This window comes from Bradyrhizobium sp. P3_C3 (genome assembly GCF_056402655.1).
Genome location: NZ_JBFUGY010000013.1, coordinates 24,245 through 35,928, shown reverse-complemented (window position 1 = coordinate 35,928; position 11,684 = coordinate 24,245). Strand labels below are relative to the sequence as shown.

The following is an 11,684-nucleotide window of genomic DNA, read 5'->3' as shown; positions in this document are numbered from 1 at the left end:
TATATTATTGCGTAAAAGAACAATCCGTGGGACAGTCTGTCAAGCTCAAAATCCGCGTGCACTGCAATGACCGCCTCCGACAATTCCCGACCGCCCGCTTCAAGCAAAGGCGGTTCCGAGCGCGCTGAGCACCTCGCCGGGCTGATCATGGCGCTCGCCCGACGCGAAGGCATGAAGGCTGGCGATCGCTTGATCGAACAGCGGCTTGCCGATGCGCTCGATCTTTCACGCGCGCCGATCCGGCTCGGCCTCAAGGCTCTGGAAGCGGCAGGGCTCGCGCGCGGCGAGCCACATCGCGGGTTCGTGCTGGCCAAGCATCCGACCAGCGGCGCAGCCCAGCCGGCCCTCGCGGCGGTCAGGCGCAGCGAACAGGTTTATACGTCCATCGCAGGCGACGTGCTCGCAAGCCGACTGCCGGCTGACGTCACCGAGGCGGAGCTGATGCGCCGCTATGGCCTCAGCCGGGCCGAGTTGCAGCGGCTGCTTGACCGGATCGCTGCCGAGGGCTGGATTGCACGCCTGCCGGGCTATGGCTGGCGCTTCGCGGAGACGGTCTCGAACCCCGAAGCTCACGCCAAGGCCATGGCGTTTCGCGCGGTGATCGAACCTGCGGCAATCGCCCAGCCCGGCTTTGCGCTGCCGCAGGAGGTGATTGCACGCTTGCGCGAGCGCCAGCTGCGCGTATTCGAGGGCGAGCTCGAGAAGATGACGATCGGCGAGGTCTTTCTTTCCGGTTGCGAATTCCATGAGGAGATCATTCGCGGCGCCGGCAATCCCTTCTTTCTTGAATCGCTCAGGCGCGTGAATTCGATCAGACGCCTGTTCGCCTATCGCAGCTTCGCCGACCGCGACGGCATGCGGCGGCACGTGCGCGAGCATCTGCGCCTGCTCGAGGTTCTGGAAACGCGGCGTTACGCCGAAGCGGCGGAGCTGATGGCGAAGCACCTGCAACGCCCGCTGGTGGCGGGCTTGTCGTAGGCCAACGCGGCCGCGCTCAAGCGGGCGGCGAAAGCGACGCGTGACCGCTCAACGCCGCAAGCCGCCCAACGCCGGCGACTCGCCGGGCAGCATCGACGAATTGATGTCGCTGTCCATGCGTCCCGATTGCTGCTGGGTGAAACCGGCGCCGAATGACAGGCTGAGGTTGGAGGTCGGCTTGAACTCGACACCCGCGAAAGCGCCGTAGCCGGGCGAGGCGCCGGAGGTGAGCGGGGCGAGCGAGCTGCCAATGCCGCCATTGTATTTCAGCGTGTCGAATCCGGCAAAGAACGTGACGGGCATGCCGCCCGCGGTCTTGTAGTTGTAACCAAACTGCGTGCCATCGTAGGAGAGCGCGCTGAAATTGCCGGCTGGCGCAGGCTGGCTGAGGCCGCCCAGGCCTAGATTGCCGCGTTCGCTTCCGACGAAGAAACCGGGACGAAAATCATAGCCTGCGTTGGCATCGCCACCCTTGAAGCTCGGAAAATTGCCGTAGCCATCGGCGCCCTGGCCGGCGCTGCCGCCAAAGCCGAAAGACCCGCCCGGGATCCAATACTGCAGGGGCGCGACTTGCGCATGAGCCGGCGCTCCGCCGAGGCAGAGCACCACGAAGAGAGTTGCGAGACCGCAGGAGCGTGCAAGACTGGACATCTGGTAACCGTCAAAAAGTGCGGAAATTATATGCCGGGGACCACGCGAATACCAGTGACGCGATGCCGGTGGTCGCGCCATCGAGTTCCAAAATTACGTTATCCTGACGTGTTGAACCTCCTGCGCGACGGATTGACCCACATAGAGGACGCGCGAACGCGAGCCGTCGCTTCGATCCTGATCGGCCGGGGCAGTCCGGCAAGACGCAATTGCGCAGACCTTTGAAAATGCCAGACACAACATGGAGGCTGTCATGGAGGTCGATTCCGACAGGTTGAATGCCTTTATGGGCAAGATGATCACCGAGGTCGGTGCGGCGATGAACGCATCGCTGGTCCTGCTGGGCGACAAGCTCGGCCTCTACCGCGCCCTCGCCGCCAAGGGACCCATGAACTCTGCCGAACTCGCAAGCGCCACCGGAACGAACGAACGCTACGTCCGCGAGTGGCTGGCGAGCCAGGCGGCTTCTGGTTACGTCGAATACGACTCCACTTCCGGCAAGTTCTCGATGCTGCCGGAGCAGGCGTTGGCGCTCGCCGATGAGGACAGCCCGGTCTTCCTCGGCGCGGTCGGCAATGTCATTGCCGCGGCGTTCCTCGACGAGCCGAAAATTACGGACGCATTCAAGTCCGGCAAGGGCGTCGGCTGGAATCGTCGCAGCGAGTGCCTGTTCTGCGGCACCGCCCGGTTCTTCCGCACCGGCTACATGCATCATCTGGTGCAGGAGTGGCTGCCCGCGCTCGAAGGCGTCGTCGACAAGCTGAAGCGCGGCGCCAAGGTCGCCGATGTCGGCTGCGGGCACGGCGTCTCGACCCGGCTGATGGCGGAGGCCTTCCCGAACTCCCGCTTCTACGGCTTCGACTATCACGAGGGCTCGATCGCGGCCGCACGAAAGGCGGCCACTGAGGCGAAGCTGGGCGATCGTGTCAGCTTCGCGGTTCACTCGGCGAAGACCTATCCGGCCGAGGGCTACGATCTCGTCTGCTTCTTCGATTGCCTGCACGACATGGGCGATCCCGTCGGCGCCATCAACCACGTGCGCGAGACCATGGCCAAGGACGGCACCTGCATGCTGGTCGAGCCGTTCGCAGGCGACCGCCTCGAAGACAATCTCAATCCTGTCGGGCGGGTCTATTACGCGGCATCGACCATGATCTGCACGCCGGCCTCGCTCGATCAGGAGGTCGGCCTCGCGCTCGGCGCTCAAGCCGGCGAGGCAAGGCTGCGCAAGGTCGCCAGCGAAGGCGGCCTGTCGCGCTTCCGCCGCGCCGCCGAAACACCCTTCAACCTGATCCTGGAGGCCCGGATCTGATCCAACGGCGGACGCGCGCGGCCGGCGATGTCAGGCCGCGTCGTCCGTTCCCATACCGAACGTGAGCTGATTGCCGTCGGCATCGACGACGTCGAAATCGCGCATACGATAGTCGCGGTCCTCCGGCCGGTTGAGCAGCCTGGCACCGCGTCCCGATAGTTCGGCGTAGATCTGATCGACGTCCCTGACGAAGATGCAGATGCCGCCGTGCCCGGGCAACCGCTTCGTTACCGCCGCCGCAAGCAGATGCAGGCCGACCTCGTCACGGCAGAGGCAGGCGTAGGACGGAGGCTGACCGTATTCGAAGGTGACCTCGAAGCCGAGCACATCGCGGTAATAGGCGAGGCTGGCTGTGATGTCGGACACGACGAAGACGGTGGCGGAGCCGGCCATCATCGGGTGTTCGTCGGTCATTGGTCCCTCCATCCGGCAAGCAATCTCATGCACGCAGTCTAACATGCGCGCTGGAGGTCTTGCACGGCCCAAGCCGCACCGTAAGCTGTCGCCGGACAAGGCGGAAGCGCCGAACGACAGCGTCCTGCCGCCGCTCGCCGCGAAATGACCGTGCCACCATCGCGATCGATGCCGACGTTTCCCGAAAGCATGGAGAACCCGGTGACATCTGACAATCCAGTCGCCTACGAACGCGCAGGCAACATCGCCCGCATCACGCTGCGCCGCCCGCCTGTCAATGCCCTGAGCCTCGAGGTCATCCGTGCGGTGGTCGCGGCCCTGCGTCGCGCAGCGAACGATCCGGAAGCTCGCGTTGTCGTGCTGGCGAGCGCGATCGCCAAGCGCTTTTCGGCCGGCCTCGACCTCGACATCCTGCTGGGCAAATCCGGCGCCGAGATCCGCGAATTCCTCCAGTCGCTCTATATCGACCTTTACGACGCCCAGTACGGGCTCGGAAAACCGTCGATCGCCGCGGTCGGTGGTGCGGCGCGCGGCGGCGGCATGACCATGGCGGTGTCCTGCGACGTGGTGCTGGCAGCCGAGAGCGCGACGTTCGGCTATCCCGAGATCGACGTCGGCGTCATTCCCGCGATCCACTACGCGCATCTGCCGCGCATCGTCGGACGTCATCGCGCGTTCGAGCTGCTGTTCACCGGCCGCGTCTTCACCGCCGCGGAGGCGCGGGAACTCGGCGTGGTGAACCGCGTCGTTGCCGATGCCGAGCTCGACGCCGAGGTGATCAAGCTCGCGGCGCAATTCGCCGGCAAGTCGGCCGCCGTGCTGCGGATGGGCCGCGCCGCCTTCATGCGCCAGATCGATCTCGACTACCGGCGCAGCATCGCAAGTGCAGTGGACGATTTCTGCAATGTCGCGACGTCGGACGAAGCGCAGGAGGGTTTGAGGGCGTTCGTGGAGAAGCGGGCGCCGAAATGGTGAGGGGGCCGCAGGCCGCCTAGCGCGGCTGACGTTCAGGCCGTCCTGTCCACCGAGGACGACGAATCCGCAGGCGGATATTTCGTCACCGGCACAGTGAAGGATTTGGAGCCGACCTGGTAGATGATCTTGCCGTTTTGTCCGTTGTCGGTCGATATCTGCGACTGCCCGAACATGATGACGTTCCTGTAGACGTAGCCGGTGCCCTGGCGGGTGATACCGTCGGTGGTGACGCTGACCGTCGCCTCCTTGCCGTTGATGGCCAGCACGCGAAAGCTCGCGCTCTTGCCGATGTCGGCAGAATAGCCGCCCCAGCTTCCCATGAGGATGCTGTCGGAACCTGCCGGCGCCTGTTTCTGCAAAGTCGCGCTCTGCTTGCCAACGCCCGAGGAGAACAGGAGCACCAGGTTCTTGCCGTCCTTGGTGCCGACCGTGACGTTGCCGTAGCTTATGGTTGCACCATTGACCTCGCCGATACCGCGCTCGGTGTGCCCGTTATGGGTGTACTCGATCTGGGCCCTGGCCCCGCGGATGTTCACGACCTTGAAGCCGACGGCCTGGTTGTTGCCTGCCCAATTGCCCTTCCAGTCACCCACCAGACTGCTCTGGTGATACACCCGCTCGTTGGCGGGCGAAATCTGGCTGGTGCTCGATGTGACGATGGCCATTGGATTGCTCGGCGGATTTGTCTGACAGACCCGCTTCTGTTCGCGCGCCGGACGGCGAAGTCAGAACTTTATCCGGAAACAACGGGAAGCAGGCCGATTAGGGCCACGCAGCAGTTAACGCGTGGTTAAATTCGACCGCGGGCGGGACAGGGCAAAAGGTCTCATTTGGGTGGTGCGGATCAGCGCCCCCAGCGGTCCGACCAGATCTTCTCGCCGATCAAGCAGCTGACCCGCGGCTCCTTGTCGGCAACGCGCCTCACGGGGCGCTCCGGCATGCGGCCCGCGACCTCCATCAGGAGCTTGGTGCGGATCGCCTCCTTGAACTTGTCGCGATCCTTGATCGTGATGACGAAGGAGCCGGGACCGCCGATGACGCAGTCCTCGTAGTAGTAGTCGAGATTGTCGATATCCATGGTCGAATAGGACGGCTCCTTGACCATGATCGGCAGGCCGTTGATGACGATGCCCTTCTCGAGCGCGGCGTCGCGCGCCGCCGTCACCGGGCCGCCATTGTTGTTGGGGCCGTCACCGGAAATGTCGATCACGCGGCGCAAGCCGCGATAGGGATCCTCGTCGAACAACGGCATCGCGAACGTGATCGCTCCGGAGATCGAGGTGCGCGAGGCGCGCCGGATCGGCGTCTTCAAGATCTCGGCGGCGACCGCGTCCGCCGTCTCCGGTCCGTCGACCAGCCGCCACGGGATGATGATCTTCTGGTCGCTGGAAGCGGCCCATTCGAAGTAAGTCACCGCGATCCGGCCATTCGGCCCGAGCTTCAGCGCCTGGAGGAATTCTTTCGACTGGATCGCCTGCGCATAGCCTTCGCGCTGGATCGCGAGTTCGTCCATGTCCATGGAGTAGGAGACGTCGACCGCGAGGACCAGCTCGACATCGACCGTCTGCGCGTCCCGATCGGCCGCTAGCCGTTGTGGCGAACTCTTGCTCGGTTCAAATTTGGGCCCTGGTGCCGCGATGCCCGCGACATCCCCTCCGGCGAGTACGCCGGCCACCAGCACAGCCCCGATCGAGAACAGCATGCGCATCGCAGTCTCCCGTCGTATGACGCGATGGTGACATGCAATCGCCTTGCCGCAAAGTCCGAAGATCGCTTGCGCTTCACATTCCGGTTAGGAATTCGCGAGTTGGGAATGCGCACGTCACGCAAAGCTGCCGCCGTGTTGCCGCGCTTGCGCCACGGGGACATGCGCGATCGCTCACGCCATCATTCCGGAGCGTCCCGCAGCATCGAGCCGAAGACAGACCTTCCCCGCCCACTTGTCCGGTGCTATTTCCATGCTAGGTTGGATGTACAGATGGGGATGGAGTCCCCCGACAACCGCCCGTCGGCCTGTGACCGTAGTGGGCTGATGACTCCTGCTCGAGGAGGGGCAATCTCAAAGCCTCGGCCTTTGGCGGGAGCATGGACAAACCCGCCGATGGCGGGTTTTTTGTTGCCTGAAGGCGAAGGTCAGGGCGTGACGACGACGACACCGAATGCTGCGCGTGCGGGGCTGCCCAGGGGGATCTGGGTGCTCGGCTTCGTCTCGATGCTGATGGACGTCTCCTCCGAGATGATCCACGCGCTGCTGCCGGTCTATCTCGTCACTGTGCTCGGGGCCTCCACGCTGACGGTCGGCTTCATCGAGGGCATTGCGGAGGCGACCGCCTCGATCACGAAGATCTTCTCCGGCGCATTGTCCGACTGGCTCGGCCGGCGCAAGCTCCTCGCGGCGCTCGGCTACGGCCTAGCCGCGCTGACAAAACCGCTGTTCCCGCTTGCCCCCAGCGTCGGTTGGCTGATTGCCGCGCGCTTCATCGACCGCGTCGGCAAGGGTATTCGCGGCGCACCGCGCGATGCGCTGATCGCCGATATCGCACCTGCGGGTCTGCGCGGCGCGAGCTTCGGCCTGCGGCAGTCGCTCGACACCATCGGCGCATTCGTCGGACCGCTCGTGGCGATCGGCCTGATGTGGTGGACGGCAGATAATTTTGCCCTCGTCTTCTGGGTAGCGGTGCTGCCGGCCTTCCTGTCTTTCGGCCTGATCGCATTCGCGGTGAGCGAGCCGGAGCCGGACCCAAGCCGGGAGACTACGAAGAATCCGCTGAACACCTCCGCCATGCGGCAGCTCGGATCCGTGTACTGGCGCGTCGTCGCGGTCGGCGTGGTGTTCACGCTCGCGCGCTTCAGCGAGGCCTTTTTGATCCTGCGCGCGCAGAACATCGGTCTCTCTGCGATGTGGGTGCCGGCGGTGCTGGTGCTGATGAACGTGGTCTATGCGCTGTCGGCCTATCCCGCCGGCGTGCTGTCGGACCGGATCAACCGGACCGGCCTGCTCGCGCTCGGCCTCGTCTTCCTCGCGGCCGCCGACCTCGCGCTCGCGCTGCTGCCGAACCTCGCGGGCCTCGCGCTCGGCGTCGTGCTGTGGGGGCTGCATATGGGATTGACCCAGGGCCTGCTGTCGGCCCTCGTCGCCGACGCCGCGCCGCCGAGCCTGCGCGGCACCGCCTTCGGCTATTTCAACCTGTTCACGGGACTGGCCTTGCTGGCCGCAAGCGTGATCGCCGGCGCGCTGTGGGATGCCTACGGTCCGGCGGGCACGTTTTTGGCCGGGCTCGGCTTCGCGCTGGTCGCGCTCGTAGGGCTGCTCGCCGTCGGCAATGGTCTGGCAGCGGAGGACAAATGATGATGGAGGGGCGTTCGTCGTGTTGAGCGGAGTGATCGCAATCGTGGTCGGCAGCGTTCTCGGCGGCTGCGCGCGCTATTTCGTCTCGGGCGCGATCGCGCGGCGGCTGGGAGAGACCTTTCCCTGGGGCACCATGACCATCAACATCACCGGCGCCTTCCTGATCGGCATTTTCGGCGCGCTGGCAACCCATCCCGGCTCGATCTTCGCCTCCCCCAATCCCTGGCTGTTCGCGGTGACCGGGTTCCTCGGCTGCTACACCACGGTGTCCTCGTTCAGCCTGCAAACGCTGACGCTCGCGCGCAACGGCGAGCCGATGCATGCGCTCGGCAATGTCGCGCTCTCGGTCGGGCTTTGCCTTGCCGCCGTCAGTTGCGGCTTTGTCCTCGCTGACGGTCTTGGAGGCTAGAGGCGGATGACCGTTCCCTCCTCCACCGACCGCTGGCGCAGCGCGATGCTCTATGCCTGGGTTTCCTTCGGCAGCGTCCTTGGCGGCCTCGCGCGCTATTTCGTCTCCCTCGTGCTCGACACCGGCCCGGGCTTCCCCGTCGCGACGCTGTTCATCAATGCCACGGGATCGCTGATCATCGGCTTCTACGCAACGCTGACCGGCCCCGACGGCCGCATGCTGGCGCGGCCCGAGCACCGGCAATTCGTCATGACCGGGTTTTGCGGCGGCTACACCACCTTCTCGGCCTTCAGCCTGGAGACCTTCCGCCTGTTCCACGGCGGCATGAAATACACGGCACTCGCCTATATCGCGGCATCCGTCATCTGCTGGCTGGTGTCTGTGTGGCTCGGTCATATGATGGCAAGCCGCTACAACCGCTTGACGAGGAGCTGACCATGCAAATCCCCAATCAGGCTGTTTCGCTCCGGATCTTCATCGGCGAGAGCGACCATTTCGGCGGCAAGCCGCTTTACGAAGCGATCGTGATGACGGCGCGCGAGCGGCATCTCGCGGGCGCCACCGTGCTGCGCGGCCCGATGGGGTTCGGCAAGTCGAGCCGGCTGCACACCTCGAAGATCCTGCGGCTGTCGGAAGACCTGCCGCTACTGATCGAGATCGTCGACAGCGAGGACAGCATCAACGCATTCCTGCCCATCCTGGATGGCATGATGTCGAGCGGCCTGATCACCTTGGAGAAGGTACAGGTCCTGCAATATGGTGCGAGGGCCGCACACTGAGCACCGCGGCTGAACCGAGCCCGCCGTTTCCGGGAGGCGGAATGAACGACACCGTTACCAAGCCGAAAACCAGGACGAAGACCAAGGTCGAGCGGCCCAAGCTGCACAAGGTCATCCTGATCAACGACGACTTCACGCCGCGCGAATTCGTCACAATGATCCTCAAGGCCGAGTTCCGCATGACGGAGGATCAGGCCTACAAGGTCATGATCACCGCGCACAAGCTGGGCGCCTGCGTGGTAGCCGTGTTCACCAGGGACGTCGCCGAAACCAAGGCCACCCGCGCCACCGATGCCGGCCGCGCCAAGGGCTATCCGCTGCTGTTCACGACGGAGCCGGAGGAATAGGGCTTCATCTTGCGACGATGAATGATCTCGACCTCATCGCGCATCAGGCCATCACCACCGGCGTCTCTTCGGCAAGCCCGTACACGCGCTGCGCCTTGGAAAACCCCGCGATCGGAAATTCGCCGAGCTCGCGCCAGTCATGGCGGCAGGCGTTCGCGAAGACTTCCGAGACCACGACGGTCCGCCCCAGCCGGCCCGTGATCTTCTCCAGCCTTGCCGCGAGATTGACGGCGGGGCCGATGCAGGTGAAGTCGAGCCGATTGCCGCCGCCGATATTGCCGTAGAGGATGTTGCCAACGTGGAGTGCGACGCCGAAGCGGAAGCGCTCGACGACATCGCCGACCGGAAAGGCGAGCGCCTCGACGCTGGCGCGGGATTCGCGCGCAGCCTCCAGCACGCGCGTGCAGACATGCGCGGCATCGCCGACATATTCATCGATCGGGAACACCGCGAGCAGGCCGTCACCCATGAATTTCAGCACCTCGCCGCCATGGCCCCGGATCGCGGTGACCTGGCAGTCGAAATACTGGTTGAGGATCTCGACCACGGTCTCGGCCGGCAGCCGGTCCGACAGCGCAGTGAAGCCGCGCAGATCCGAGAGCCAGATCGCAGCCTGCATGGTGTCGTTGTGGCCGCGGCGGATCTGGCCGCCGAGGATGCGCGCGCCAGCACGGTTGCCGACATAGGTGTCGAGCAGCATCTCGGCGGTGCGGCGCAGGCTGATGATCTCGCTGACGCGCGCAAGCGGTGCCCCGAGAGTCCGGATCGCCGCGATGTCGTCGTCGCTGAAGCCGCCGGGCTGCCGCGTGACCCAGCTCGTCGCATGGATCGAGCCGTCGAGATAGTGCATCGGCATCGCGAGGTAGTCGGTCACGCCTTCGGCGCGCATGTCGTCGAGGAACGGAAACCGCTTGCTGTCCGGATCGTCCATCCGTCCCCGGACCTCCAGCCCCTCCTCGAACACGATCCGGAGCGGGCTCCGGGCGAACTCGGGCGTCTCCAGGATCTCGAAATCGACGGTGCCGATCTCGACCTTCTGGCCCTGCCGCCAGATGAAGTTGCGGCCGAAGATTTCCGGATGCAACGTGCGAATGAAGATGCCGAACCGCGACAGCGGCAGGCCGGCCGCGACCAGATGCTCGCAGACCTCGGCGATCATCTCGGAAGGGGTCCCGGACGACCTCGCACCGTCGATCAGCCAGTTGGTGATGCGCTGGATCTCGGAGTTTTGCATGTCCGCATTTGCGGACGAAGTTGTGGGGACGTCAAGCTGCGCGGTGGGCTAGTACCGCGACACGAATGCTCTAGCGGCCGACCTGCCCGCGATCCCGAATGAAGTGATCGGCGAGCACGCAGGCCATCATGGCCTCGCCGACGGGCACTGCGCGGATGCCGACACAGGGGTCGTGGCGGCCTTTGGTCATAATCTCGGTGTCGGCCCCAGCGCGATCGACCGTCAAACGCGGCTGGAGGATCGACGAGGTCGGCTTCACCGCGAAGCGCACCACCACCGGCTGTCCGGTGGAGATGCCGCCCAGAACGCCGCCGGCATGGTTGGACAGGAAGCGCGTGCCGTCATTGCCCGTGCGCATCTCGTCGGCGTTCTCTTCGCCGGTGAGCTCGGCCGCGCCAAAGCCGGCGCCGATCTCGACGCCCTTCACCGCGTTGATCGTCATCATCGCGCCCGCGAGATCAGAATCGAGTTTTGCGTAGATCGGGGCACCGAGGCCTGCCGGCACGCCTTCGGCGACGACCTCGATCACCGCGCCGATCGACGAGCCGCTCTTGCGGATGCCGTCGAGATAGGTCTCGAAGAACGCGGCCTTGTCCTTGTCGGGACAGAAGAACGGATTTTTTGCAATCTCGTCCCAGTCCCATTTGTCGCGGTCGATCTTGTGCGGGCCCATCTGCACCAGCGCGCCGCGGACCTTGACGTCGGGCAGCACTTTTCGTGCGATCGCACCCGCAGCGACGCGCATCGCGGTCTCGCGCGCCGAGGAGCGGCCGCCGCCGCGATAGTCGCGCAGGCCGTATTTGGCCTCATAGGTGAAGTCGGCGTGGCCGGGCCGAAACTTGTCCTTGATCTCGGAATAGTCCTTCGAGCGCTGGTCGGTGTTCTCGATCAGCAGGCCGATCGGGGTGCCCGTCGTCACCTGCACGCCGGTCTCCGGATGCGCCATCACGCCGGACAGGATTTTCACCTGGTCCGGCTCCTGGCGCTGGGTGGTGAAGCGCGATTGGCCGGGCCGGCGGCGGTCGAGATCCTGCTGGATATCGGCCTCGGTGAGCGGGATCATGGGCGGACAACCGTCGACCACGCAGCCGATCGCTACCCCATGGCTCTCGCCGAAGGTGGTGACGCGGAACATGTGGCCGAAGGTGTTGAAGGACATCGCTGCTCGCTGGGTCGGTTCCGGCGTGTGGTAACGCGCGGGGGCCCGGGGGTCAAACCCATAGCCACCGTGGATGA

Annotated in this window: 14 protein-coding genes and 1 riboswitch; of the genes, 8 read left to right on the top strand and 6 right to left on the bottom strand. The window is 65.0% G+C overall.

Translation table 11 applies throughout. The features are described 5' to 3' along the window. The first annotated feature begins 147 nt into the window (after positions 1-147). Positions 148-978, top strand: a complete 831-nt coding sequence (locus tag AC1DW2_RS16455; protein WP_071917648.1) for a GntR family transcriptional regulator — start codon at positions 148-150, stop codon at positions 976-978. Between the two features lie 48 nt (positions 979-1,026). On the opposite strand, the gene AC1DW2_RS16450 is transcribed toward AC1DW2_RS16455, so the two are convergent. After that, complete coding sequence (locus AC1DW2_RS16450; protein WP_477006591.1) at positions 1,027-1,629, bottom strand: hypothetical protein; 603 nt, start codon at positions 1,627-1,629, stop codon at positions 1,027-1,029. A gap of 253 nt (positions 1,630-1,882) precedes the next feature. On the opposite strand from AC1DW2_RS16450, the gene AC1DW2_RS16445 reads away from it, so the two are divergent. Then, complete coding sequence (locus tag AC1DW2_RS16445) at positions 1,883-2,941, top strand: class I SAM-dependent methyltransferase (protein WP_208073489.1); 1,059 nt, start codon at positions 1,883-1,885, stop codon at positions 2,939-2,941. Positions 2,942-2,971: 30 nt separating this feature from the next. Here AC1DW2_RS16445 and AC1DW2_RS16440 read toward each other — a convergent pair whose 3' ends face one another. After that, positions 2,972-3,355, bottom strand: coding sequence for a bleomycin resistance protein (locus AC1DW2_RS16440; RefSeq protein ID WP_063984917.1), 384 nt, complete (start codon positions 3,353-3,355; stop codon positions 2,972-2,974). 201 nt (positions 3,356-3,556) lie between these two features. Here AC1DW2_RS16440 and AC1DW2_RS16435 point away from each other — a divergent pair, with 201 nt between their 5' ends. Continuing rightward, positions 3,557-4,330, top strand: a complete 774-nt coding sequence (locus AC1DW2_RS16435) for an enoyl-CoA hydratase/isomerase family protein (protein ID WP_477006590.1) — start codon at positions 3,557-3,559, stop codon at positions 4,328-4,330. 32 nt (positions 4,331-4,362) lie between these two features. Here AC1DW2_RS16435 and AC1DW2_RS16430 read toward each other — a convergent pair whose 3' ends face one another. Both AC1DW2_RS16430 and AC1DW2_RS16425 read right to left on the bottom strand, forming a co-directional pair. Continuing rightward, positions 4,363-4,995, bottom strand: coding sequence for a hypothetical protein (locus AC1DW2_RS16430; RefSeq protein ID WP_071916058.1), 633 nt, complete (start codon positions 4,993-4,995; stop codon positions 4,363-4,365). A gap of 179 nt (positions 4,996-5,174) precedes the next feature. Next, positions 5,175-6,038: a DUF1194 domain-containing protein gene (locus AC1DW2_RS16425; protein ID WP_063984919.1), complete on the bottom strand. Its 864-nt coding sequence runs from the start codon at positions 6,036-6,038 to the stop codon at positions 5,175-5,177. Between the two features lie 263 nt (positions 6,039-6,301). Then, a riboswitch (Fluoride riboswitch) is annotated at positions 6,302-6,379 on the top strand. A gap of 52 nt (positions 6,380-6,431) precedes the next feature. On the opposite strand from AC1DW2_RS16425, the gene AC1DW2_RS16420 reads away from it, so the two are divergent. The 5 genes from AC1DW2_RS16420 to clpS are packed head-to-tail and all read left to right on the top strand — an operon-like array spanning position 6,432 to position 9,214. Next, a complete protein-coding gene (locus AC1DW2_RS16420; RefSeq protein ID WP_477006589.1) occupies positions 6,432-7,679 on the top strand; it encodes an MFS transporter in 1,248 nt (415 codons plus the stop codon). Further along, on the top strand, positions 7,654-8,088 hold the full coding sequence (gene crcB, locus AC1DW2_RS16415; RefSeq protein ID WP_354174262.1) for a fluoride efflux transporter CrcB: 435 nt from the start codon (positions 7,654-7,656) through the stop codon (positions 8,086-8,088). The genes AC1DW2_RS16420 and crcB (AC1DW2_RS16415) overlap by 26 nt, the downstream gene beginning before the upstream one ends. Before the next feature lie 6 nt (positions 8,089-8,094). Further along, entirely contained in the window at positions 8,095-8,523 is a 429-nt protein-coding gene (gene crcB / locus AC1DW2_RS16410; protein ID WP_247314118.1) for a fluoride efflux transporter CrcB, read from the top strand. A 2-nt stretch (positions 8,524-8,525) separates the two neighbouring features. Continuing rightward, a complete protein-coding gene (locus AC1DW2_RS16405) occupies positions 8,526-8,867 on the top strand; it encodes a DUF190 domain-containing protein (protein WP_208085197.1) in 342 nt (113 codons plus the stop codon). A gap of 41 nt (positions 8,868-8,908) precedes the next feature. Next, positions 8,909-9,214, top strand: coding sequence for an ATP-dependent Clp protease adapter ClpS (clpS, locus tag AC1DW2_RS16400; RefSeq protein ID WP_014497217.1), 306 nt, complete (start codon positions 8,909-8,911; stop codon positions 9,212-9,214). 43 nt (positions 9,215-9,257) lie between these two features. Here clpS and AC1DW2_RS16395 read toward each other — a convergent pair whose 3' ends face one another. Both AC1DW2_RS16395 and aroC read right to left on the bottom strand, forming a co-directional pair. Then, positions 9,258-10,448 carry an adenylate/guanylate cyclase domain-containing protein gene (locus AC1DW2_RS16395; protein WP_477006588.1) on the bottom strand — a complete coding sequence of 397 codons (1,191 nt, stop codon included), beginning with the start codon at positions 10,446-10,448 and terminating at the stop codon, positions 9,258-9,260. A 70-nt stretch (positions 10,449-10,518) separates the two neighbouring features. Further along, positions 10,519-11,607: a chorismate synthase gene (aroC, locus tag AC1DW2_RS16390; protein WP_247314124.1), complete on the bottom strand. Its 1,089-nt coding sequence runs from the start codon at positions 11,605-11,607 to the stop codon at positions 10,519-10,521. Positions 11,608-11,684: the final 77 nt, after the last annotated feature.